This is a genomic window from Mesorhizobium sp. M8A.F.Ca.ET.207.01.1.1 (assembly GCF_004794715.1).
Classification (GTDB): Bacteria; Pseudomonadota; Alphaproteobacteria; order Rhizobiales; family Rhizobiaceae; genus Mesorhizobium.
The window spans coordinates 186,409-209,550 of sequence record NZ_SRUS01000009.1; the positions used below are offsets into that span (position 1 = coordinate 186,409).

At 63.0% G+C, this 23,142-nt stretch carries 19 protein-coding genes; 5 read left to right on the top strand and 14 right to left on the bottom strand.

Annotated features, from left to right (window positions below):
• The first annotated feature begins 22 nt into the window (after positions 1–22).
• Both EN850_RS25330 and EN850_RS25335 read left to right on the top strand, forming a co-directional pair.
• Complete coding sequence (locus EN850_RS25330; RefSeq protein WP_127279502.1) at positions 23–265, top strand: type II toxin-antitoxin system CcdA family antitoxin; 243 nt, start codon at positions 23–25, stop codon at positions 263–265.
• Positions 265–564 carry a CcdB family protein gene (locus EN850_RS25335; protein ID WP_127279501.1) on the top strand — a complete coding sequence of 100 codons (300 nt, stop codon included), beginning with the start codon at positions 265–267 and terminating at the stop codon, positions 562–564. The genes EN850_RS25330 and EN850_RS25335 overlap by 1 nt, the downstream gene beginning before the upstream one ends.
• 26 nt (positions 565–590) lie before the next feature.
• Here the strand turns inward: EN850_RS25335 and EN850_RS25340 are convergent, their stop codons facing one another.
• Together EN850_RS25340 and EN850_RS25345 are read right to left on the bottom strand one after the other, a co-directional pair.
• Entirely contained in the window at positions 591–2,321 is a 1,731-nt protein-coding gene (locus EN850_RS25340) for a hypothetical protein (RefSeq protein WP_136092512.1), read from the bottom strand.
• 75 nt (positions 2,322–2,396) lie between these two features.
• Complete coding sequence (locus EN850_RS25345; RefSeq protein ID WP_127279499.1) at positions 2,397–3,695, bottom strand: adenylosuccinate synthase; 1,299 nt, start codon at positions 3,693–3,695, stop codon at positions 2,397–2,399.
• A 211-nt stretch (positions 3,696–3,906) separates the two neighbouring features.
• On the opposite strand from EN850_RS25345, the gene EN850_RS25350 reads away from it, so the two are divergent.
• Entirely contained in the window at positions 3,907–4,806 is a 900-nt protein-coding gene (locus tag EN850_RS25350; protein ID WP_127279498.1) for a DMT family transporter, read from the top strand.
• A 62-nt stretch (positions 4,807–4,868) separates the two neighbouring features.
• Here EN850_RS25350 and EN850_RS25355 read toward each other — a convergent pair whose 3' ends face one another.
• From EN850_RS25355 to glmM, 8 genes are all read right to left on the bottom strand, one after another.
• Positions 4,869–6,080, bottom strand: a complete 1,212-nt coding sequence (locus EN850_RS25355) for a cytochrome c (RefSeq protein WP_136092513.1) — start codon at positions 6,078–6,080, stop codon at positions 4,869–4,871.
• A complete protein-coding gene (locus EN850_RS25360) occupies positions 6,077–7,843 on the bottom strand; it encodes a GMC family oxidoreductase (protein WP_136092514.1) in 1,767 nt (588 codons plus the stop codon). The genes EN850_RS25355 and EN850_RS25360 overlap by 4 nt, the downstream gene beginning before the upstream one ends.
• A 2-nt stretch (positions 7,844–7,845) precedes the next feature.
• Complete coding sequence (locus tag EN850_RS25365; protein WP_245464451.1) at positions 7,846–8,454, bottom strand: gluconate 2-dehydrogenase subunit 3 family protein; 609 nt, start codon at positions 8,452–8,454, stop codon at positions 7,846–7,848.
• Positions 8,455–8,981: 527 nt separating this feature from the next.
• A complete protein-coding gene (gene serA, locus EN850_RS25370) occupies positions 8,982–10,583 on the bottom strand; it encodes a phosphoglycerate dehydrogenase (protein ID WP_136092515.1) in 1,602 nt (533 codons plus the stop codon).
• A gap of 63 nt (positions 10,584–10,646) precedes the next feature.
• Complete coding sequence (locus EN850_RS25375; RefSeq protein WP_136092516.1) at positions 10,647–11,822, bottom strand: phosphoserine transaminase; 1,176 nt, start codon at positions 11,820–11,822, stop codon at positions 10,647–10,649.
• A gap of 259 nt (positions 11,823–12,081) precedes the next feature.
• Complete coding sequence (locus EN850_RS25380) at positions 12,082–12,864, bottom strand: outer membrane protein (protein ID WP_136092517.1); 783 nt, start codon at positions 12,862–12,864, stop codon at positions 12,082–12,084.
• A 207-nt stretch (positions 12,865–13,071) separates the two neighbouring features.
• Positions 13,072–13,920: an outer membrane protein gene (locus tag EN850_RS25385; protein WP_136092518.1), complete on the bottom strand. Its 849-nt coding sequence runs from the start codon at positions 13,918–13,920 to the stop codon at positions 13,072–13,074.
• 245 nt (positions 13,921–14,165) lie between these two features.
• Positions 14,166–15,518: a phosphoglucosamine mutase gene (gene glmM, locus EN850_RS25390; protein ID WP_127279665.1), complete on the bottom strand. Its 1,353-nt coding sequence runs from the start codon at positions 15,516–15,518 to the stop codon at positions 14,166–14,168.
• 369 nt (positions 15,519–15,887) lie between these two features.
• On the opposite strand from glmM, the gene EN850_RS25395 reads away from it, so the two are divergent.
• Complete coding sequence (locus tag EN850_RS25395) at positions 15,888–16,727, top strand: hypothetical protein (RefSeq protein WP_136092519.1); 840 nt, start codon at positions 15,888–15,890, stop codon at positions 16,725–16,727.
• A gap of 238 nt (positions 16,728–16,965) precedes the next feature.
• The gene (locus EN850_RS25400) at positions 16,966–17,424 is read left to right on the top strand and encodes a hypothetical protein (RefSeq protein WP_136092520.1); all 459 of its coding nucleotides are present in this window, start codon (positions 16,966–16,968) and stop codon (positions 17,422–17,424) included.
• A gap of 302 nt (positions 17,425–17,726) precedes the next feature.
• Here EN850_RS25400 and ftsH read toward each other — a convergent pair whose 3' ends face one another.
• From ftsH to pal, 4 genes are all read right to left on the bottom strand, one after another.
• On the bottom strand, positions 17,727–19,655 hold the full coding sequence (gene ftsH, locus EN850_RS25405; protein WP_127279662.1) for an ATP-dependent zinc metalloprotease FtsH: 1,929 nt from the start codon (positions 19,653–19,655) through the stop codon (positions 17,727–17,729).
• Positions 19,656–19,777: 122 nt separating this feature from the next.
• Positions 19,778–21,145 (bottom strand): tRNA lysidine(34) synthetase TilS, encoded by a 1,368-nt coding sequence (gene tilS / locus EN850_RS25410; protein ID WP_135932654.1) that lies wholly within the window; start codon positions 21,143–21,145, stop codon positions 19,778–19,780.
• Between the two features lie 54 nt (positions 21,146–21,199).
• Entirely contained in the window at positions 21,200–22,294 is a 1,095-nt protein-coding gene (gene ybgF / locus EN850_RS25415; protein ID WP_135919924.1) for a tol-pal system protein YbgF, read from the bottom strand.
• A gap of 179 nt (positions 22,295–22,473) precedes the next feature.
• Positions 22,474–22,980 (bottom strand): peptidoglycan-associated lipoprotein Pal, encoded by a 507-nt coding sequence (pal, locus tag EN850_RS25420; protein WP_127279987.1) that lies wholly within the window; start codon positions 22,978–22,980, stop codon positions 22,474–22,476.
• Positions 22,981–23,142 lie beyond the last annotated feature (162 nt).

Here is a 23,142-nt window from a genome sequence, read left to right on the forward strand (position 1 = left end):
GCGCATGTCGCGGAGGCCCACCATGCGTAAGATTGCCTTGAATGCGGTCCGTCAGCCAGCAAATCTGTCGATCGACTCAAATCTCATGCGGGAAGCCAAAGGGCTTGATGTGAATGTCTCGCGCGCCGCGGAGGCCGGCATCGCGGAAGCGGTGGCGGCCGAAAAAACGCGGCTATGGAAGCTAGAGAACCGCGCCACGATGGAGTCGTGGAACGACTACATCGAGAAACATGGCGTCCCGTTGGAAGAGTACCGGCAGTTCTGATGCCCCGCTATGATGTCTTCGCCGGTCGCGTCGAAGGCAACTATTTGCTCGACGTTCAATCCGATCTGCTCGACAATTTCAGGACGCGGGTAGTCGTCCCCCTTCTGCCGTTCGCAACGGTGCCGCCGCCGATGCGAAAGCTTCATCCGATCTTCGACATCAACGGCCGGAAGCTGGTTATGGCGACACACCTGATTGCTACCGTTCCGGCAAGCGAATTGGGTGAAAGTCGGCTGAACTTGACGAAACATCACGACGAGATCGTCGCCGCGCTCGACATGCTGTTCCAGGGTTTCTGATCGAAGGCCGCCGTTACGCCGTCTGCTCAGCCCGCCGTTTTCGCTTGCCAGGCCTTGATCGCCTCGTCGAACACCTTCTCGCCGGGAATGCCCTTTTCCATGGTCAGCAATGCCCGCCGTCCGGTCTTGTAGACGACCGGTACGTCGATCCAGTCCTGGCCGCGCAGCAAGGTCATGTTGGCGTCTTCATCGGCCTTGGTGTCGTTGAGCGCGACCAGGAAGAAGCCGTCGGCGATCTTGGCCGGGATGCCGATCAGCGGGCTGCCGGCATCCTGTTCCGAGCTCTTCATGGCGACGCGCAATATGTTGTCGACGCCGCCGCCCTCGAAGCCGTCGGGCGTCAGGAAGATCATCTCGATGATATGGCTCGCCGGCAGGGTCTGGTCGGTGTTGCGGCGGATGGTCATGCGCAACTGGATGTCCTTGCCGGGAATGGTCGCCTCGGCACGGATCGCAGGCTCTGGCGGCAGGTCGCCGCCGGGCGATTCCTGCACCAGCGACCAGACGATGCTGCCGGGCTCGGCCGAACCCTGCGCGGTGCTGGTGCGCTCCTCGTAGAAGATCGCCTTCTGGCCGACCGGAACCGAGCTTTGCGCCGCAGCCGCGGCCGGAGCCGCGCCTGCCGGCGCGGGCGGCGGCGTGGCGGCGGCACCGGCCGGCGCCGCGGGCGCGGTTCCGTTGGCGGGTGGTGTCGTGGGCGGGGTGCCCGCCGCAGGCGTGGTGGCGGCAGGCGCGCCTGCCGCGGGCGTGGCGGCAGCGGGCGGATTGGCAGCCGGCGCGGGAACCGCCGGCGCGGCCGTGGCCGGCGCATTCGTTGCCGTTGGCGGCGTCGTCAGCGCGGCGACGGATTCACCCTCGCCTATGCCGCTTTGTCCACCGCCCGGGCCGGGATCGGTTTCGCCGCCTTCAGGCGTCAGCCGCTGCGTGAATTTCGTGCCTTCGGCGCCGGTCGCGGGCGCCGGTGGCGTGGCCGCGGCATCGGTCGCCGGCTTGGCCGGCGCCGTTTTCACCGGTTCGGTCTTGGCAACAACCTTGCTGCCGCCCAGGCCCAGCATCTTGCCGAAGGCATCCTTGTTCAGCCAGATGCCGTAACCGCCGCCGGCAACGACCAGCAACGCGACGACGGCGGCGATCAGTCCGCCATAGCCGCGCCTGCGTTCAGCTGGGCGCAAACGCTCGAAAGTGTCGGCGCCCGCCGGCGCTTCGTCATTGGCAAAGACATCCTCCTGGTCGTCGTCCCGATCCGCGTCCATTCCCGGCAAGGTCTTCTCCGAAAAGTCCGGAGCGGGCTGCACCGGCGTCGACCTTTGCCAGGCTGGCTCGGCCTTGGCCGCTGGAGCAGGCCGGTTGGGTTCGGGGTTCGCCAAGGGCTGCGCCGGCTTGTACGGCTCCGGGTTGGCCACGGCAGGCGCCGGCCGGTACGGGGATGGGGCGGGAATCGATTCGGCCTTGGCCGGCTGCTTGACGTGGTTGGACTGGTTCTTGTTGCGGTCGATGGAGGAAAAGATGTGTTCCAGTTCCGCGAGCGGGTCCGTCTCCGGCACACTCTTGACATAGTCCCGCTCGACGCCGGCAATGGCGTCGTCCAGCGAGCGTTTCTGCTTGTCTATGGCCTCGGGAGCCAGCGGCGGCGAATATTCCGCAAGCTTCTTCGCCAGCATGGCGCGAACGCTGTTATAGATGCGCGCACGCTTCTCGGGCGTCTCGTCGCCGTGCTTCTCGAACGCGTTTTTCAGAACAGCAACGAAATCTGCCATGCTTCAGTCGACCTGTAGTTTGCCTCCGCGCCGGCCCCCGCAAATCAGCCGCGATGCCCGGAAAGGCTTCAGAAACTAGTCTTGAAACGGATCGGTCACAAGTATCGTGTCGTCCCGTTCCGGGCTGGTGGAGAGGAGTGCGACCGGCGCGCCGATCAACTCCTCTATGTACCGGACATATTTGACCGCCTGGGCCGGTAGATCGTTCCAGCTGCGCGCGCCGGCGGTGGTGCCTTTCCAGCCTTCCAGCGTTTCGTAGATGGGTTCCACGCGGGCCTGCGCGCCCTGGCTTGCCGGCAGATAGTCGATCGTCTCGCCGTCGAGCCTGTAGCCGGTACAGACCTTGATCTCGTCCAGCCCGTCGAGCACGTCGAGCTTGGTCAGCGCGATGCCCTTGATGCCGTTGACGGCAACCGCCTGGCGCACCAGCACCGCGTCGAACCAACCGCAGCGGCGCTTGCGCCCGGTGACGACACCGAATTCATGGCCGCGCGTGCCGAGGAACTCGCCGATCTCGTTCTTCTGCTCGGTCGGGAACGGACCTTCGCCGACCCGCGTGGTGTAGGCCTTGGTGATGCCGAGCACGTAGCCGATGGCGCCCGGACCGACGCCGGAGCCGGCGGCCGCCTGTCCGGCGACCGTGTTGGACGAGGTGACGAACGGATAGGTGCCGTGGTCGATGTCGAGCAGCGTGCCTTGCGCGCCCTCGAACAGGATGCGCTCGCCGGCGCGGCGCTTGTCGTCGAGCACCTTCCAGACGCGGTCCATGTAGGGGAGGATGTCGTTCGCGACCGAGGTCAGTTCCTGCATGATCGCGTCATGCGTGACTTCGCCATGGCCGAGCCCCCGACGCAGCGCATTGTGGTGCGTCAGCAGCCTGTCGACCTTCAGGGGCAAAGTTTCCAAATCCGCCAGATCCATCACCCGAACCGCGCGGCGGCCCACCTTGTCCTCGTAGGCGGGGCCGATCCCGCGTCGGGTCGTGCCAATCTTCGTTCCGGAATTCGAAGCGGCATCCTCGCGGAATCCGTCCAGCTCCCGGTGTACGGACAGGATAAGCGCCGTGTTTTCGGCTATTTTCAGGCGATCCGGCGTCACGTCCACGCCTTGGCCCTTCAGTTTCTCCACTTCGGCGACGAAAGCATGCGGATCGAAGACCACGCCATTGCCGATGATGGACAGCTTGCCTTCACGCACGACGCCGGAAGGCAGCAGCGACAGCTTGTAGACCTTGCCGTCGACGACCAGCGTGTGGCCGGCATTGTGGCCGCCCTGGAAACGCACGACGACATCGGCGCGCTCCGACAGCCAGTCGACGATCTTGCCCTTGCCTTCGTCACCCCACTGCGAGCCGACGACCACCACATTGGCCATGTTTCTTTTCCCTTGAGACGCCGCAGCGCGGCTTGAATATGGTTCGAAACGACAGGCCTCTATAGCGTCAAGACCTCGCGAGTGCGACCTTTCTTTGCCGCCGAAAACGCCCTGAGGCACAACAATTTTCGGCTTTGACATCATTTACTTGGGCTGACGGGGGCAATAGGCCGGCAAACACCGCGGCCCATCCCGCGGCCGGAAGCCCGCGATGCATCGAAGCGCCTACATGTTCCTGCTGCTCACCACCTTGCTGTGGGGCGGCAATTCGGTGGCCGGCAAGCTGGCGGTCGACCACGTCTCGCCGATGACGCTGGTCTTCCTTCGCTGGATGCTGGCCGTGGCGATCCTGCTGCCGATCGGCTGGCGCACGATCCAGGAGGATTGGCCTGTCGTGCGCAGGCACTGGTTCGTGCTGGCGGCGCTGGGCGCCAGCGGCTTCACCCTGTTCAACACCATTTTCTACACCGCGCTCAATTACACCACGGCAATCAATGTCTCTATCGAGCAGGCGGCGATGCCGATCCTGATCATGACAGCCAATTTCGTTTTCTTCCGCCTGCGCGTGAACTGGGCGCAGATCGCCGGCGTGGTGCTGACCATCTTCGGCGTCATCCTGACGGCCTGCCATGGCGATCCACGCCGGCTGCTGACGCTGGAACTCAATTTCGGCGACGCCATCATGCTGGTCGCGGTCGTCCTCTACAGCGGCTATTCGGTCGGGTTGCGGCTGAAGCCGGCGATGCGCTGGCAGAGCCTGATGCTGGCCATGTCGTTCGCGGCACTCATCACCTCATTGCCCTTTTTCCTGTGGGAGGCCGCCGCCGGCAAGGTGATCGTGCCCGATGCGCGCGGCTGGACGGTCATCGTCTATACGGCGATCGGCGCTTCGGTGATCTCGCAGATAACCTATATCAGGGGCAACGAGCTGATCGGCGCCAACCGCGCCGGCCTGTTCATCAATCTGGTGCCGATCTTCGGCACGCTGCTTTCGGTGCTGATCGTCGGCGAGACTTTCCAGCTCTACCAGGCGCTGGCGCTGGTCCTCGTTCTGGGGGGCATCTGGCTCGCCGAATACAGCGGACGAAAGACGATGCTGAACCGCCGATAGTGCCGCCGTCAGTCAATCGTTCGGCTTCCGCAACGATATCGAAATCCAGCCCGGAATGCAGGCTACGGCACCAATTCCTTGCGCACCGCCGCGATATCGTCGGACGAGACCGCCGGCGCGGAATTGCCCCAGCTGCCGCGCACATAGGTCAGCACGTCGGCGATTTCCTGGTCCTTCAGCCGCCATGCCAGCGAGGGCATCGAAGGCGTGGTCGGAGCACCAGTCGTGTGCACCGCCTGGCTTCCGGCAAGAACGACGCGCGCAAGCGTCTCGGGATTGCCCTGCGCGACGATGGAATTGCCGACGAGGGTGGGGAACAACGCGCCGGCCCCGGCGCCGTCGCCGCCATGGCAGGCCGAACAATTGTCACGGTAGATCGCCTCGCCCGCCACCATCCGCGCTTCGTCGGGCTTGGGCGCCTGCGCACTGCCGGTGTCCGACCCCAGGCTCTTGAGATAGATGGCCACGGCCTTTAGGTCGGGATCCGTCATTTTGGAGGTCGAGTTCTCGATCGCCTCGACCATCGGACCGGACGCGATCGAATGCGCGTTGACGCCGGTCTTGAGGTAAGCGACCACATCCTCTTGCGACCATTTGCCAAGGCCGGATTGAGCATTGTTGGTGATGTCGGGGGCGAACCAGCCCTGCAGCGACGCCCCTTGCAGGAAGCTGGAGTCCTGATCGGCGCCCAGGAAGGATTTGGGCGTATGGCAGGTCCCGCAGTGCCCGGCCCCCTGGACGATATAGGCGCCGCGATTCCACTCCGCCGACTTGGAGGGATCGGCCTGGAAGCTCGCCTCGCTGAAGTTCAGGAGATTCCAGCCCCACATCGCCAGCCGGATGTTCAACGGGAACGGCAACTGGTTGGCCTCGACCATGTTCGCGACCGGCTCGACCGTGGTCATGTAGGCCCACAGGTCGGAGATGTCCTGCTCGGTCATCCTGGTATAGGCGGGATACGGCATGGCGGGATAGAGCCGCACGCCATCGTGGCCGACGCCCGTCTTCATCATGTTGCGGAAATCGATCTCCGACCAATTGCCGATGCCCGTCTCGTGGTCGGGCGTGATGTTGGGCGGCACCAGTGCGCCGAAGGGCGTTTCGAGCGGCAGGCCGCCGGCCAGCGGCTTGCCCCCCGGCCTCGTATGACAGCCCGCGCAATCGCCGAGCACCGCCTGGTATTGGCCGCGGATGATCTGGTCCGCCTGATCGGCGGCAAGTGCAGGCGTGATCGCCAGCAGGGCCGCGCCGGCGCCGGCAGCGAGCGTCCTCATGCCTGCACCAACGGGGCGCCGGGATTGCGAAGATAATGATTGCGGATGCCGTCAGCGGCGCGGTAGGCGAGCGCGCCGACCGTTCCGGTCGGATTCTTGCCGGCATTCTGCGGAAAGGCCGACGCGCCGATGACGAAGACGTTGGGCACATCCCAGCTTTGCAGGAAGGTGTTGACCGCGCTCCTCTTCGGGTCGGTTCCCATGATGGCGCCGCCAGTATTGTGGGTGCTTTGATAAGGGACGCTGTCCCAGCCCTTTTTGCGACGGCCGACATTGTATTGCTTGCCGCCAAGCGTCTTGGCAATTTCCTCCATCCGGTCGCAGAGGTAATTCGACATCCTGATATCGTTGTCGGGAAAATCGAAGGTCATGCGCATAAGCGGCCGGCCGAAGCGATCCTTGTAGGTCGGGTCGAGGTCGAGGTAGTTGGTGCGTGTCGCGTAGCTGCTGCCCTGCGAGGAGAAGCCGAGCGTGCTTTTGTAGCCCGCGACGGTCGCCTTCTTCCAGGCGCTGCCCCACTTCGGCGTGCCCGGCAGCGTCGGCCGGGTCCCAATGGGACGTCCATTGGTGGGGATGCAGTTTATGCCCGCGCCGCCGACGAAATCGAGCCCGCCGTGGTCGAAGGCGTCGCCATTATAGTCGTCGATCGTCTGACCGAGCGCGCCCGCGGCAATGAACGGATTGAAGTTCTTGTCATCGAAGAACACCTGCACGCCGGCGTTGGTCTGGTAGCAGTAGTTGCGGCCGACCGTGCCCTCGCCGGTAGCGGGATCATAGATCCTGCCGATGCCCGACAGCATCATCAGCCGGGCATTGTGCAGGCCGTAGGCGCACAGAAGCACGAGATCGGCCGGCTGGAAGAATTCCTGTCCCGACGTATCGACATAGGTTACGCCGCGCGCCGACTTGCCGCCGGCGGCAAGATCGACATGCAGCACCTCGCTGTCGGTCCGGACCTCGAAATTGGCCTTCTTCATCAGGACGGGAAGGATGGTGGTCTGGGCGCTGGATTTGGAATAGTTGGCGCAGCCGAACCGCTCGCAGAATCCGCAATAGGTGCACTGCCCCATGGTGATGCCGAGCGGATTGACATAGGTCCGTGACATGTTGGCGGACGGTGTCGGGAACGGGTGCAATCCCATGGACCGGCCGGCATTGGCGAACAGGGTCGGCGCGTAGGTCATCTTCATCGGCGGGTTCGGATAGTCCCGCGACCTCGGATCCTCGAACGGATTGCCGCCTTCCTGTAGCTGCCCCTTGATGTTGCCGGCTTTGCCCGAGATGCCCGCCAGATATTCGAACTGGTCGTAATAAGGCTCCATCTCGGCGCCGGTCACGCCCCAGTCCTCGACCTGGAGATCGGCGATCCGTGCCGCGCCATACCTCTTGGTCAGGTTGGTCTTGATCTGAAAATCCGAATCCCAGAACCGCCAGGTGTGGCCGTTCCAGTGCACCCCGGCGCCACCGACACCGTTGCCTGGCAGGAACGAGCCGAAATCGCGCATCGGCAGCGCCGTCTGCGACGGGTCGTTGCGCATGGTCAGCGTTTCCACGGCAGGCTGCAGGAACAGGTCGCGCCGCACGCTGTAGCGCAACTCGTCCTGTGCGTAGCCGATGTTGAAATCGGTTGCCGTATCGCGCCAGGGACCACGCTCGATGGCCAGAACGTCCAGGCCCTGATCGGTGAGTTCATGCGCAAGGATGGACCCTGTCCAGCCGAGGCCGACGATCACGACATCCTTGCGAGGCAGTATCGTCGCCATGGTCAGCTCCTTTTCACGAGCCATTCCGGGCTGCCTTCGATGGAGACGGGCGGCCGCGGATAGGGCTGATTGTGCTTGCTGACGTGGTCCCGGTAGTCATAGCGAGCGCCGGGGAAACCAAGCATGCGCCACGAGACCATGTCCTTGTTGCCGCCATAGACCGGATCGGCAAAGAACCCTTCCATCGTGTTCTGCAACAGAAGCCCGAAGAAACCAGGACCCTTGACGCCGTTTGGCAAGTCAACCTTTCCAGCTTCCATGGCGGTCAGGAATGCATCCTGGTCCGCCGGCTGGAGCTCGGCGAATGTCTTGCCGTCGCGCTGTTTCAGGAAAGCGTCGATGGCGGCAAGGCCGATGCGGTAACGCTGGGCGGGATTGGCTTCGCCCTGGTAACCTTGCGTGGGCAACCCCGGCAGGAACGGTCCTTTTGTGTAGAGCCGGCTCGACGTTCCGAACGCGCCCGTCAACTGACGGTCTATATAGACAGCGCAGCCGGCCTCCTTGCCGCCCATCGAGAGATCGTCGGCGGGGACAAGGCGGTCGACGATGGCCTCGACGAGCGCGGCTTCCTGCGGCGTGAAGAACTGCCAGCCGCCGGACACGACCTGCATCGGCGGATCGGACGACAGTGGCGCCCAAGGCAGCGAGCCCGACAAGGATCGGGCAAAGCTTGCCGATGTTGCCGTTGCCGTAAACATCGCAACCGAAGACAGAAAAAGACGGCGGCTCAGTCGGACAGTATTGTGACGATCCATCGAAGGCACCCCGACAACAATAGAGGCGCGCCGAAAGGAGCGCGCAAAATCATGACAAAATCAGTTAAGTTTAAGTCATGCCAATCACTTGGTGTCAGCCTGCGGAAAGAAACCGGGATCGTCAAGCAGATCACAAAATCGTTAGATTAGGCCAGTCATCTTCTTATCGTCATGCGCTAATGTACTGATGGCTAAAGAGGATATCCTTGTAGCAGCTTGAAGCAACGAGCGTATCATCAGGCGGGTTTCCAAAGCGTGCTACCGCCGGCAACGGCCCAACCCGCCAGGCCATTCCAGCGGTCACGGCAACACCCCGCATGCATGCCGGCAAACGGGGCGTCGTAATGGTTTTGCTTATCACCCTGAGGGTGCGGAGGGATCGACTAGAACCCGCCCACGTCGAACTGGAGGCGCTTTGCCGAGTCGATCGACTTGTGGCCCCGCACCTGCTCCAGCACCTTTTCCGGGAACGGCGCGTCGAGATAGAGCAGGGCGATGGCGTCGCCCCCCGGCCGATTGCGGCCAAGCTGGAAGTTGGCGATGTTGACGCCATTCTCGCCACAGACAGTACCGAGCAGGCCGATGATGCCGGGCGCGTCGGCATTGGTCGTGTAGAGCATGTGCTGGCCGACCTCGGCGTCGAGGTTGATGCCCTTGATCTGGATGAAGCGCGGCTTGCCGTCGGAGAAGCAGGTGCCGGCGATCGAGCGGGTCCTGTGCTCGGTCTTGACCGTCAGCTTGATATAGCCGTCGAAGACGCCCGATTTGTCGCGCTTGACCTCGGCGACGATGATGCCGCGCTCTTTCACCATGATCGGCGCCGAGACCATGTTGACGTCGGCGACCTGCGGCCTGATCAGCCCGGCCAGGGCAGCGCTGATCAGCGCGCGCGTGTTCATCGTCGCGGTCGAGCCGTCGAACAGGATCTCGACCTCGGTGATCGGATCCTCGGTCACCTGGCCGACGAAGGCGCCGAGCACTTCGGCGAGCTTGACGAACGGCTTCAGCCGTGGCGCCTCTTCCGCCGTGATCGACGGCATGTTTATGGCGTTGGAGACTGCACCCTTGATCAGGTAGTCGGCCATCTGCTCGGCGACCTGCAGCGCGACATTCTCCTGCGCTTCCGCCGTCGAGGCGCCGAGATGCGGCGTCGCCACCACGTTCTCCATGCCGAACAGCGTATTCTGCTCCGCCGGTTCGACCTCGAACACGTCGATACCGGCGCCCGCCACTTTGCCGCTCTTCAGCGCCGCGACGAGGTCGGCTTCGACCACCAGCCCGCCACGGGCGCAGTTTATGATGCGCACGCCGTTCTTCATCTTGGCGATGGCGGCCGTATCGATGATGTTGCGAGTCTTGTCGGTCAGCGGCGTGTGCAGCGTGATGAAGTCCGCACGGGCGAAGAGTTCGTCCAGTTCCACCTTGTCGACGCCGAGTTCCTCGGCCCGCTTGTCCGAGAGGAACGGGTCGAAGGCGACGACATGCATCTTCAGCCCGACGCCGCGTGTGGCGACGATCGAACCGATGTTGCCGCAGCCGATAACGCCGAGCGTCTTGCCGGTGATCTCGACGCCCATGAAGCGGTTCTTCTCCCATCTACCGGCATGGGTCGAAGCGTTGGCTTCCGGTATCTGGCGGGCGAGCGCGAAGATCATCGCCACGGCGTGTTCGGCCGTCGTGATCGAATTGCCGAAGGGCGTATTCATCACGATGATACCTTTGCGGCTTGCCGCCGGGATATCGACATTGTCGACGCCGATGCCGGCGCGGCCGATGACCTTGAGATTGGTGGCGGCGTTGATCAGCTTCTCGGTGACCTTGGTCGCCGAGCGGATGGCGAGGCCGTCGTACTGGCCGATCACTTCAAGCAGCTTTTCCTTGTCCTTGCCGAGGTCGGGCAGATAGTCGACCTCGACGCCGCGATCCTTGAAGATCTGCACGGCGGTAGGAGAGAGTTTGTCGGAAACGAGAACGCGGGGCGCCATGGCGGCCTCCTTGAAAATGGGATTGATCCGGGAACGGGCGGCCCTCGGGCCACGCGGAGTACCTCAGGCAGCCGCTTTCAGCGACGCCTTCTGGCTGGCAAAGGCCCAGTCGAGCCAGGGCAGCAGCGCTTCGAGATCGGAGGTCTCGACGGTTGCGCCGCACCAGATGCGCAATCCCGGTGGGGCATCGCGGTAGGAACCGATGTCGTAGGCGACGCCTTCCTTGTCGAGCGTCGAGACAAGCCCCTTGGCGAACGCCGCCTGCCCGTCAGCGTCGAGCGCCGCGATATCCGGATCGCTGAAGGACAGACAGACCGACGTGTTCGAGCGTGTCGCCGGCGCGACGGCGAGATGACCGAGCCAGGATGAGCTTTCCACGAACCGGTCGAGCACGGCGGCATTGGCATCCGCCCTGGCAATCAGCGCATCGAGGCCACCGATCGACTTCGCCCAGTTCAACGCATCGAGATAGTCCTCGACGCAAAGCATCGATGGCGTGTTGATGGTTTCGCCCTTGAAGATGCCTTCGATCAGCTTGCCGCCCGAGGTCAGGCGGAAGATTTTCGGCAACGGCCATGAAGGCTTGTAGCTCTCCAGCCGCGCGACGGCACGTGGCGATAGGATCAGCATGCCATGCGCGCCCTCGCCGCCCAGCACCTTCTGCCAGGAGAAGGTCACGACATCGAGCTTCTCGAAGTCCAGCCTTTGCGCGAAGGCGGCCGACGTCGCGTCGCAGATGGTCAGGCCCTTGCGATCGGCTGGGATGAAATCACCGTTCGGCACGCGTACGCCCGACGTGGTGCCGTTCCAGGTGAAGACAACGTCGCGGTCGAAATCGATCTTGGCCAGATCCGGCAATTCGCCGTAGCCGGCCTCGATCTTGCGCACATCGGCGAGCTTCAACTGCTTGACCACGTCGGTCACCCAGCCGGAGCCAAAGCTTTCCCAGGCGACCATGTCGACGCCGCGCTCGCCGAGCAGCGACCACAGCGCCATCTCGACGGCACCCGTGTCGGAGGCCGGCACGATGCCGATGCGGTAGTCCGCCGGAACGTTGAGAATCTCGCGCGTCAGCGCGATCGCCTGCTCGAGCTTTGTCTTGCCGACCTTGGCGCGGTGGGAGCGGCCGAGCGCGGCGGATTTCAACGCCTCGACCGACCAGCCGGGACGTTTTGCGCAGGGACCTGAGGAAAAATTGGGATTTACCGGACGGAATCCGGGCTTCGTATGCGTCATCATCGTGGTCTATCCTTCCAGATAGTGGCCCCTCGTTGGGGAGGGGTGGCCCACGGACGGCGATATGCGTTCAGGCCTCGGGCGTCAAGAGGAAAGTTTTTGTCGCTGCCGGGATACCAAATGCATGTCGCCCAAAAGTGCCCGGCGGTTTTGGGTCGACGACATGCATCAAACAAGAATGTCCGTGATCAGGATCGCGTGATTTCAAATGCAGACGGCGGACCGCAGGGATCCGCCGCCGAAATGCTGATCTGTGCGGGACCTACCAGAGATCGTAGCGCAGCCCCAGCTTGACCTGGTGATTGCTGATTCCCTTGTGGACCGGGAAGGAGGTCAGGCTTTCGGCCGTCACATATTCGGCGTCGGGGGCCGAGAAATACTGATAACCGAGATCGACGGAAACGTTCTTGGAAACCTGATAGGCAAGGCCGGCATTCAACGTATAGGCGAAGGAATACTGTGTCTTGTTGTCCTGCAGGTTGAAACTGTTGGCGGGGACATTGTTATCCGTGTAAGTCGCCGAAAGCGTGTGCCTGCTGCGGACAACACCGATGCCGGCGCCGAGATAGGGCGTGATTCCGACATATGTGCCGAGATCGACATAGCCATTGAGTATCCCCGAGAAGGCATAGTTCTTCAGCGATCCCGATCCCTGGGTCGACAATGTCGGCAGCGTGACGACCGCTGAATCGTCATAGCTGAAGCTGACGTCGTTACCGGGCAAATAGCCGAGGTTGAGATCGGCGCGCAGATAGTCGGTGAAATGATAGCCGAAACCGATGCTCGCGAAGGCCGCTTTGTTGCTCTCGCTAAAGTTTTCGTTGTTGATCGCCGACGGGAAGGTGAAATCCCCGTTTTTGAAGCTCTTTTGCACCAGATAGGAGACGTCGCCGCGCAGATACCATCCGGAGCCGACCTCGACCGGCACATAGTCCGGCGCCTGGTCGACATAGACCGGAGGATCGTAATCGGCGGCGAGTGCCGATGTCAGTGGCAAGAGGCCAAATCCGGCAAGCGTCAACGCAATACGCGATATGAGTGTCATGGTCCCCGACTCCCGATTTGGCGACACCTGCGATCACGCAGGCAGCCATCGTTTCAAGGAGCATTGTTAACCATAGTGGTTAAGTGCCGGTTAAGGCTAATAGAGCGTTAGCGAATTGATTTCGAACGGACTCAACCCGGATCATCTCAAACGAAAACCGCCCGGCTGATGCCGGGCGGTCGACGAATTCTTGGAACTTCGAGGCGATTACTTGGTGTAGATCGGCTCGGGCTCGGGCTGATAGGCAACCGGTACACTGCACCCGTTGTTGCCGCCAAACTGATAGCGCAAGCCACCGCGCACTTCGTTGGTGTTGAAGCCGTGATCGAAGCCCGGCCCGGCGCCCGGCGTGGCGCCGCTTGGACCATACTCGAACATGCGACCGCCCTGAATATGGGAGAAACGGTAGCCAGCATCGAGGATGACTTTGTCGGTCAGACAGTAGGAGGCGCCGGCCATGACCGCGTAGGCGAAGCGCCAGCTGGATGTTCCGGGGTTGGACTCGGTCGTGTTCGGATCGTAGACAGTATCCCACTTGACGCGCGCACCGCCGATGCCGGCGCCGACATAGGGCGTGATGCCATGCCAGGTGCCAATATCGACATACGCATTGGCCAGCACCAGCAAGGCGCTCATCTTCGACACTTCGGTCGAGGTCGTGGTGAGATCCGAGGTGGCGCCGTTGAAGTTCGACTTGAACCAATAATCGGCGGTCAGGTCGGTGCGGAAGTGTTCATTGATCTTGTAGCCGACGCCGCCGCCGAGCGAGAAGCCGCCCTTGAGCTTGCCGTAGTCGAAGCTCTTGCTGCCGGCGACCCCGACGGGAGGTCCGCACGGGCAAGGCGCGGCCCCATAGGTGATGTAGTCGATGTCACCCACCTTCGACTTGTGATAGTCGAGGTCGCCGCGGATATACCATCCGCCGACATCGACAGGCTCATAGACCGGCGGTGGCGCTTCTTCGACCTGCGGCTCAGGCAGATCAGCTGCGAGTACCGGCCAGGCCAAGCCCGCGAACAGCAGCGCGAACAGTGCCTTTCTTGCTGTATTGAACATGCTTGTCACCCCTAGAAACCCTCGGAACGGCGATCGTGTCCGAATGAAATTGGCTTTCAGGCGTGGATAATGAATTGCAAAAGTTAAAAGGCGTTTAACCTTGTCGATTAACCACGAATCTCTAAAATCCAGGAGATCTGGCGATGATTTCGACAGAATGAACCGGTTCTCCGGCCAACAAAAAGCCCGCCGGCGGGGCGGGCTTCGATGCAAGCAAGGCGGCGGCGCCTTCCGGCGGGCGAATGTCAGGCGGCGCTGCGGGTTTCCGAGATGACCCCGACGATGTCGTTGACGACGGCCTCGACCAGTTGCGGATCGTCGCCCTCGGCCATGACACGGATCAGCGGCTCGGTGCCGGATGGGCGGATGACCAGCCGCCCGGCCTTGCCGAGACGGTGACGGGCGTCTTCGATCGCGGCCTTGACCAGGGCCTCCTCCAGCGGCTTGCCGCCGGCGATGCGAACGTTCTTCAACAGTTGCGGCACCGGCTCGAACTTCTTCGACAGTTCGCTGACCGGGCGGCCCTGCCGCTTGATGCAGGCCAGCACCTGCAGCGCCGAGACCAGACCGTCGCCGGTGGTTGAAAAGTCGGACAGCACGATGTGACCCGACTGCTCGCCGCCGACATTGAGCCCATGCGCGCGCATATGCTCCACGACATAGCGGTCGCCGACCTTGGTGCGGTGCAATTGCAGCTTCATGTCGCCGAGAAAGCGTTCAAGGCCGAGATTGGACATGACGGTCGAAACGACGCCACCGCCGGCCAGCCGCCCGCTCTGGTGCCAGGATTCGGCAATCAGCGCCATGATCTGGTCGCCGTCGACGATGGCCCCGTTCTCGTCGACGATGACGACGCGGTCGGCATCGCCGTCGAGCGCGATGCCGATGTCGGCGCGCACTTCATGCACCTTCTTTTGCAGCCCGGCCGGATGGGTCGAACCGCATTCCCTGTTGATGTTGAAGCCGTTGGGCTCGACATTGATGGCCACGACCTCGGCGCCAAGCTCCCACAGCGCCTCTGGCGCCACCTTGTAGGCCGCGCCATTGGCGCAGTCGACGACGATCCTGAGACCCGAAAGCGACATCGAGCGCGGCAAGGTGCGCTTGGCGAATTCGATGTAGCGGTCGTGCACGCCATCGACGCGCTTGGCGCGGCCAAGCCCGTCGGAATCGGCGAGCGCCAGTTCGATGTCCTTGTCGAGCATGCTCTCAATGCGTTCTTCGATCTCGTCGGAGAGCTTGTAGCCGTCCGGGCCGAACAGCTTGATGCCGTTGTCGTAATAGGGATTGTGCGAAGCCGAGATCATGACGCCGATATCGGCGCGCAGCGAACGCACCAGCATGGCCACCGCCGGCGTCGGGATCGGGCCGAGCAGGAACACGTCCATGCCGGCGGCGCAAAGGCCGGCCACCATCGCGTTCTCGATCATGTAGCCGGAAAGCCTGGTGTCCTTGCCGAGCACGACACGATGGCGATGGCTGCCGCGCTGGAACGAAAGGCCGGCGGCCATGCCGACCCGCATGGCGATTTCCGCGGTCATCGGAAACTTGTTGGCGCGCCCGCGAATGCCGTCCGTGCCGAAGTAATTCCCTGCCATGCTAGCCAGTATCCCTGATTGTCCTTAGCCGGCACGTCATGCCACAATTGGCCGTCGTGCCCCGATCACATTGTGTGATTATATGTTACCAATCCTTAGAAAATCATTGTTGTGCACTGCACACAACCTGGTGGCGTCCTGTTACCGAGCCACCGTTGCGCCACAATATACCAGTTTTGCGAGCCATCGAGCGCGGATGCACCCCGAGAATTCTTAGCTCGGCGGCCGTAAGGTCAAATGATTTCATCACCTTGTCGTTAGAAGGCGATTTCCGGCGATATATAAGCCACCTGGCATCTGGCGCAACCGACCGTTGAGCGTTATTGATTCGCTGGGACGTATAATGGGCTTCAGCCACGGAGAAACGCTATGCTCATCCACCGAATTGCCACTCTCACCGGCCTCGCGGTCGCGACGTTGTTGCTGGCCGCGCCAGCCAACGCGCTGACGATGGCCGAGTGCAGCACGAAGTATAACGCCGCCAAGGACGCGGGGACGCTTGCGGGGGCGACCTGGAACCAGTTCCGCAAGGCGCAATGCGGTACCGACGCCGCGGCCACCACCGATACCAAGGCTGCCACCACCAAGGCGACTGAAACCAAGCCGGCCAAGACCACCAAGGCTGCGGCCGCGGCTGCCGACAGCACGGCCAAGGGCCTGACCGCCAAGGAATGCAGCACCAAGTACCAGGCGGCCAAGGCCGCCGGCACGCTGAACGGCATGAAGTGGAACGACTTCCGCAAGGCTGAATGTGCCGCTGGTGCATCCGCTGCCGCCGACACCAAACCGGCGACCACCAAGGCGGCGGCAGCTCCGGCCGCTGCTTCTGGCAAGGGTCTGAGCATGGCAGAATGCAGCACCAAGTACCAGGCCGCCAAGACGGCGAACACCCTGAAGGGCATGAAGTGGAACGACTTCCGCAAGGCTGAATGCGGCGCCAGCGCGTCCGACGACGACACCGTGCCCGCCCCGAGCGAGGCCAGTTACACCAAGGAGCCGGCAAAGCCGACGACGGTTGCGCCCAAGGGCGTCACCTTCCCGTCCGCGATCTCGGCGAAGTATGCCAGCGAAACTCCCGGAAAGGGTCGCATGCATACCTGCCTCGACCAGTACTATGTCCTCAAGGACGCCAACGCGCTCGGCGGCCTGAAGTGGATCCAGAAGGGCGGCGGCTTCTACAGCCTCTGCAATGCCAAGCTGAAGGGCTGATCGCGTAGCCATAGTCTCCAAACAAAGGCCCGCGCATCGCAAGATGCGCGGGCCTTTTTGTTGCGCGCGAAGACGCCTGCGGCTTTGCACGCATGTCGCGGGGGCTGCCGGCATCATCAATTCGCCTACACTGCCCACCGCCAAGCTCATCGATAATCCGCAAAGATTCTGGTTGAACATATAAAGAACAAAACGTATACAAAAGGACGTCAAGCTTATTGTCAACCAGGAGGGTCTTATGCACAGTTTGAAATTGGCGGTATTGGCTGCGACCGCATTTGTTGCTTGGAACGTCGCCCCTGCAAGCGCACTGACCATGAAGGAATGCGGCGAGAATTACCGGACAGCCAAGGAAGGCGGCACTCTGAACGGCATGGACTGGGCCGCTTTCCGCAAAGAGAAATGCGCGACGTCCGCCGCCGAGAGTGTCAGCGCGGATACGGTCGAAACCACGCCGCAGCCGAAAAAGGAAACCAGCGCGGCGGTCGCCCCAACTCTAGCGCCGGTGGGCGTGACATTCCCGACCACCCTCGCCGCCGAGTTCAAGACCGAAAAGCCCGCGAAGGCGCGGATGAAGACCTGCCTGCAGGGTTACCACGGCAACAAGGAGGCGGGTACGTTGAACGGCCTTCGCTGGATCCAGAAGGGCGGCGGTTATTACAGCCTTTGCAATGCGCGGCTGAAAGCTGAATCATAAAAGTCGAATACGGCGGATAAAGCGGTTCACAGTTTTTCACGCAGACGTTGAGCCGTGATCCTCGGGCTTGTCCCGAGGATCTGCTGTCGGGCGACATCTGGGCGCCGGGTATGAGTTGGAAACCGCCAACTGCGTTTGCAGGTCATCGGGACAAGCCCGAGGGGTGACGCTCCAACGTACGTCCGGCGCGCCCCTTGAGTTCTGGAGCAATTTCCAGGAAAAGTGCGTAGCGGTTTTCCGTCCGGAATTGCGTGAAAACAAAGAGTTAGAGCGGGTTAGCGATTATCAAACGCTGAACCGCTCTAGCCCTGCGGTTGCGGCTCCATGCCGCCTTCGGGCTCGGGACCCTTCTTGCGGCGGCCTCCGGACTTCGGAACGGCCGAGCCACGGCTCGGCGGTGTGTCGTCGCCAAGGTCGCGCGAGGGCTTCTGCCCTGCGATCAACTGCTTGATCTCCTCGCCGGACAGTGTCTCGTATTCGAGCAGGCCTTGCGCCAGCGCGATCCATTCCTTCTTCTTCTTGGTCAGCACCGACTTCGCCGTCGAATAGGCGTCGTCGATCAGCCGGCGCACTTCCGCATCGATGATCTGCGCCGTCTCTTCCGAGATGTTTTGCGTGCGCGCCACCGAATGGCCAAGGAAGACCTCTTCCTGGTTGTCGCCATAGGCGACATGGCCGAGCTTGTCGGAGAAGCCCCAGCGCGTGACCATGGCGCGCGCCAGCTTGGTCGCCTGCTCGATGTCGGAGGAGGCACCGGACGTGATGTTCTCCTTGCCGAACTTGAACTCCTCGGCGACGCGGCCGCCCATCATGATGGCGAGGCGCGAGACCATGTATTTGTAGCTCATGGAGTAGCGGTCGCCTTCCGGCAACTGCATGACCATGCCAAGCGCGCGGCCGCGCGGGATGATGGTCGCCTTGTGCAGCGGATCGGCCGACGGCACGTTGAGCGCCAGGATGGCGTGGCCGGCCTCGTGATAGGCGGTCAGCTCCTTCTCGGCCTGGGTCATGGCCGACGAGCGGCGCTCGGCGCCCATCATGATCTTGTCCTTGGCGTCCTCGAACTCGGCCATGGTGACGAGGCGCTTGTTGCGCCGCGCGGCCATCAGCGCGGATTCGTTGACAAGGTTCATCAGGTCGGCGCCGGAGAAGCCGGGCGTACCACGAGCGACGACCTTGAGGTCGACATTGGGCGCCAGCGGCACGTTGCGCACATGCACCTTGAGGATCTTCTCGCGGCCGACGATGTCGGGGTTGGGCACCACCACCTGGCGGTCGAAACGGCCGGGACGCAGCAACGCCGGATCGAGCACGTCGGGCCGGTTGGTGGCGGCGATCAGGATGATGCTTTCGTTGGATTCGAAGCCGTCCATCTCGACCAGCAACTGGTTCAGCGTCTGCTCGCGCTCGTCATTGCCGCCGCCGAGACCGGCACCGCGATGGCGGCCGACGGCGTCGATTTCGTCGATAAAGATGATGCAGGGCGCATTCTTCTTGGCCTGGTCGAACATGTCACGGACGCGGCTGGCGCCGACGCCGACGAACATCTCGACGAAATCCGAACCTGAAATGGTGAAGAACGGCACGTTGGCTTCGCCGGCGACCGAGCGGGCAAGCAGCGTCTTGCCGGTGCCGGGAGGACCGACCAGCAGCACGCCGCGCGGAATCTTGCCGCCGAGGCGCTGGAACTTCTGCGGATCGCGCAGGAACTCGACGATCTCTTCAAGATCTTCCTTGGCTTCGTCGACGCCGGCGACGTCCTGGAAGGTGACGCGGCCATGCGCCTCGGTCAGGAGCTTGGCCTTCGACTTGCCGAAGCCCATGGCGCGCCCGGAGCCGGACTGCATCTGGCGCATGAAGAATATCCACACGCCGAGGATGAGGATCATCGGCAGCCACGAGATCAGGTAGCCGAACAGCGAATTGGAACCGTCGGTCTCGGGCCGCGCATTGATGGTGACGTTCTTGTCCTGCAGCCGCGAGACCAGTTGGGGATCGCCGGGCGAATAGGTCTGGAAGCCGCTGGAATTGTCGGTGTAGGTGCCGGTGATGCGGGCACCCGCGATGGTCACCGTCTTGACCCGGCCGGCCGCGACATCCTGCAGGAACTGCGAATAAGGCACATCGCTCGAAGCCCCGCGCGTCTGCGGCGTCTGGAACAGATTGAAGAGGGCGATGAGCAGGACCGCTATGATCGCCCAGAGCGCGAGGTTGCGATAGTTCGGATTCATCAATTGTCCCGTTGGTGTCCGCGAGCGGACAGCATCATGAGAGGAAACTTGGGCCTAACATAGGGAGAGCGTCCCCCCTTGCCAAGCAGAACAGCATGTCTGGGTTAAGCTTTCGCGCAGCATCAACCGGCACTGTGGCCGGCGAATGGCATGGGGGGAAACGGCGCCGCGCCGATCAACCCGGCGACGGCGCGCGCCGGGACCAGATCGAAGGACGGCAGGAAGCGGGCGAAGGGAGCAACGACTGGCGAGGCCGCAAACCCTTGCGATGTCGGCCAATCAGGCGCCGAACCGGCCTTTTCGACGGCTTGCAGCAGGCCTGGTTCAGCCGCCAATGCCGCGCGCATCAGGCTTGGCGGGGTTTCGCCCCGGCCTACAGCGAGCCGCTTCGCCGCCAACGCCCCGAATGGGGCGATCAACAATGCGCCGCTGGCGTCGTGCAATGTGATTTGGCGGCGGCCATCCCAGATGGTGGCGTCGACCGTTGCCGCTGCCGCCGGCAAGCCCCGCATTTCCCGGCGCAGGAAGATGCCGGCGCGCCGGAAGTCGATCACCGTCCGCGACAATGTGGCGCAAAGAAACCCCGCCTTCAGCCTGGCGAACAACGCCTCGCTGCGAGCCTGGTCCGGCAGGAAGGCAATCCCGCCTGTCGTCGCCAGGAGAATGCGCAGCGCGTAGACGGCCGCCTGGTCGTCGCCGGCGCTGAGCAGGGCCGGGTCGAGCCGGACGAGACCCGTCGCCGGCCGGCTGGCAAAGCGCTCGACCAGAGAGGCGGCCTTGGCGCCAAGCCGCATGCGGGCGCCGGCCGCCTGTGCCGCCAACGCCAGCGCGTCGTTCATGCGCTGTGCGCCGGCCTCCCCGGCAAGGGCCGCGCGCATGCGCGGCCGCTCGAAGGCTTCATCGGCATTGGTCGGGTCCTCGGCCCAGCCGACCTGTTGGCGGTGCAGGAAATCGCGCAGCACAGAGCGCCGGACGCCAAGAAGCGGTCGCACGATCCAGTCGCGCCAGTCATGCAAGGTGGCGGGCGCCATGCCGGCAAGGCCCCGTCCTTCATCGCGGCCCGCATCGTTGCGATCGCGCCGCATCAGCACCGTCTCGGCCTGGTCGTCCGATGTATGTCCGGTCACGATCAGGCCGATGCCCTCCGCCCGGGCGGCGCTGGCGAGCAGCCGGTAGCGCGCCTCGCGCGCTGCCGCAGGCAGGCCGGTCGATGGTTTTTCTCCCGACCAGGCCAGGATGCGGTGGGCGATGCCGCGCTCCGCGCAAAGCTGCGCCACGGCCTGCGCCTCACCAGCCGAACCCTGCCGCAAGCCGTGATCGACCGTGATCGCGAGCAGCCTCGTGGACGGCGCGGTTTTGTCGAGATGCTGTTTGAGAAGAAGAAGGAGCGCGATCGAGTCGCTGCCGCCTGATACGGCCGCAACGGCGCCGTTCGTAAAATCGATATGCGAAAAAAGTCTCGTCGAAAACTCAGGCCCGGTGTCGAGCATCAATGCATTCGTCCAAAAGTCCCCGGTTTGGGACTGCGACATCCCCGGGAAAGATCAGCACGCAGCCAGGGCCTTCTCCTGCTTGACGCGTTCCTTGAGTGTGCTGGAAATATCGGGATAGCGCTTGCCGACCTCGCTGAAGGTGGCGCAGGCGACATCATGCTGCTTGAGGCCGACCAGCGACACACCGAGCTTCAACAGCATGTCGGGTGCCTTCTTGGCCTTGGGATAGTCCTTGCTGGCAGCGAGGAAGACTTCCGCCGCATCGCGGTATTTCTGCTGGCCAAGCAGCGATTCCCCCAGCCAGTAATGCGCGTCCGCCGTCTTGGCGTCTTTGGGGAAGCGGGAGATATGGTCGCGGAAACCCTGTTCGGCGGTGCCGTAGTCGCCCGACAGGATGAACTGGTAGGAGTTGCGGTAGAGCTCTTCGGGATTGTTGGTGGCGGGCAGCGCCGCGACCTGCGTGCCGCCGGACTTGCCAGCCTTGGCAGGTGCGCTGGCGGCAGGTGCGGTGTCCTGTGCCGGCGCGGTTGCCTGCGTGCTGCCGCCGGCATCGATCACATTGCCGTTCTTGTCGACGGTGATGGACCCAAAAGTCTTTTCGGGCGCTCCCTTGCCGGGGATCAGCTTGCCGGGGTCACCGTCGGGCGATTCGACGATGACGTCCTCGACCGTCTTGCCGCCTGTGGATTGATCGCCGCCGGGCGCGGCGCCGGCATCAGCCGGCGCCTGGGTTGCCGGGGCCGAGGCCACGTCGGTGTTGGTTCCGGTGGTGGCATCTGATTTCTTCTGCGCCGGCGGTTGTCCGCCTTGCGAGCCGCCTTCCAGCTGCTGGAAGCGGAACTCGTTGTCTTCCTGCTGTTTGCGGATCTGCTCCTGCATCTGCAAGATCTGGAAATTGAGTTCCTCGACCTTGCCGGTCAGCTGCCGCAGTTGGTCCTCGAGCCCGGTCACGCCGGCGCCGCTCGACTGCGCGAGCTGGACTTGATCCTGCTTTTTCTTCTCACCGAAAAGGCTGGGCAACTCAAGTGTCGGCAGATGGAACGAAAACCCGCTCTCGGTTGATTGCCCCGAACCGCTCGCCAAAGCGGTTACGCCTGATAGGAGCAGCAGCGCAAGCGTGCCGCTCAGAACCGATCTCAAATGCATGTGCCTCTCGCCGTCCAATCGTTAGCTTGTTCGCGCCTTCCAATCGATGTGAGACCAGCCAAGCGCCCTCGGCTCATAGCAGGGCGCGAGACTTCGGCCAAATTTTGTTTCGGGCCCCAGGATATGAAAAAGGCGGCCGGGAGGCCGCCTTTCGCAGAGGTGTGTTGTATTTTTGCCGATCAGGAACCGGCGCCGCTGAGCGTGGTGACGGCCCGGCGATTCTGCGACCAGCAGGAGATGTCATCGCACACGGCGACCGGACGTTCCTTGCCGTAGGAAATCGTCTTGAGGCGGCTGGCCGAAACGCCCTTGGAAACCAGGAAGTCGCGGGTGGCGGCGGCACGACGGGCACCGAGCGCCAGATTGTATTCGCGCGTTCCGCGTTCGTCGGCATGGCCTTCGACGACGATGGCATACTGCTTGTACTGGTTCAGCCACTGCGCCTGGCGCGAAAGCGTCGTCTGCGCGTCGGCCCGGATCGAGGTCGAGTCCGTATCGAAGAAGATGCGGTCGCCGATGTTGACGGTGAAGTCCTGCGCCGAGCCGGGCGTTGCGGCACCTGCGCCGTTGAGACCAAGATCGGCCGCGTTGTTCGGCGTCTTCTTCGAGGCGCAACCGGCGACGGCGAGCATCGCCACCAGCGCGATCATGACCGGGTTTCTGGTAAGTGCTGCGATACGGCCCATGCCGCCTCTCCTTCGTATTCGAGTGATCGTGTTTCGAGTGATTTCGTTGATCACCCAGTAACCACGTTTGGGTTAACCGGCATTCAAGAAACACGGTTAAAATTTGGTTTAGGCCGCCCGTCCGCAGCCGTTTGTCGTAAGCCACAGTTGGCGCGGACCCTA

Coding starts and splice junctions, on each gene's coding strand:
- EN850_RS25345 (WP_127279499.1), bottom strand. CDS start 3,695: ATGGCCAATGTGGTGGTCGTCGGCTCGCAGTGGGGTGACGAAGGCAAG.
- EN850_RS25330 (WP_127279502.1), top strand. CDS start 23: ATGCGTAAGATTGCCTTGAATGCGGTCCGTCAGCCAGCAAATCTGTCG.
- EN850_RS25355 (WP_136092513.1), bottom strand. CDS start 6,080: ATGAGGACGCTCGCTGCCGGCGCCGGCGCGGCCCTGCTGGCGATCACG.
- ybgF (WP_135919924.1), bottom strand. CDS start 22,294: ATGCATTTGAGATCGGTTCTGAGCGGCACGCTTGCGCTGCTGCTCCTA.
- EN850_RS25340 (WP_136092512.1), bottom strand. CDS start 2,321: ATGGCAGATTTCGTTGCTGTTCTGAAAAACGCGTTCGAGAAGCACGGC.
- EN850_RS25380 (WP_136092517.1), bottom strand. CDS start 12,864: ATGACACTCATATCGCGTATTGCGTTGACGCTTGCCGGATTTGGCCTC.
- EN850_RS25335 (WP_127279501.1), top strand. CDS start 265: ATGCCCCGCTATGATGTCTTCGCCGGTCGCGTCGAAGGCAACTATTTG.
- glmM (WP_127279665.1), bottom strand. CDS start 15,518: ATGGCAGGGAATTACTTCGGCACGGACGGCATTCGCGGGCGCGCCAAC.
- tilS (WP_135932654.1), bottom strand. CDS start 21,145: ATGCTCGACACCGGGCCTGAGTTTTCGACGAGACTTTTTTCGCATATC.
- serA (WP_136092515.1), bottom strand. CDS start 10,583: ATGGCGCCCCGCGTTCTCGTTTCCGACAAACTCTCTCCTACCGCCGTG.
- EN850_RS25360 (WP_136092514.1), bottom strand. CDS start 7,843: ATGGCGACGATACTGCCTCGCAAGGATGTCGTGATCGTCGGCCTCGGC.
- EN850_RS25350 (WP_127279498.1), top strand. CDS start 3,907: ATGCATCGAAGCGCCTACATGTTCCTGCTGCTCACCACCTTGCTGTGG.
- EN850_RS25365 (WP_245464451.1), bottom strand. CDS start 8,454: ATGCAGGTCGTGTCCGGCGGCTGGCAGTTCTTCACGCCGCAGGAAGCC.
- EN850_RS25395 (WP_136092519.1), top strand. CDS start 15,888: ATGCTCATCCACCGAATTGCCACTCTCACCGGCCTCGCGGTCGCGACG.
- EN850_RS25375 (WP_136092516.1), bottom strand. CDS start 11,822: ATGATGACGCATACGAAGCCCGGATTCCGTCCGGTAAATCCCAATTTT.
- EN850_RS25385 (WP_136092518.1), bottom strand. CDS start 13,920: ATGTTCAATACAGCAAGAAAGGCACTGTTCGCGCTGCTGTTCGCGGGC.
- EN850_RS25400 (WP_136092520.1), top strand. CDS start 16,966: ATGCACAGTTTGAAATTGGCGGTATTGGCTGCGACCGCATTTGTTGCT.
- pal (WP_127279987.1), bottom strand. CDS start 22,980: ATGGGCCGTATCGCAGCACTTACCAGAAACCCGGTCATGATCGCGCTG.
- ftsH (WP_127279662.1), bottom strand. CDS start 19,655: ATGAATCCGAACTATCGCAACCTCGCGCTCTGGGCGATCATAGCGGTC.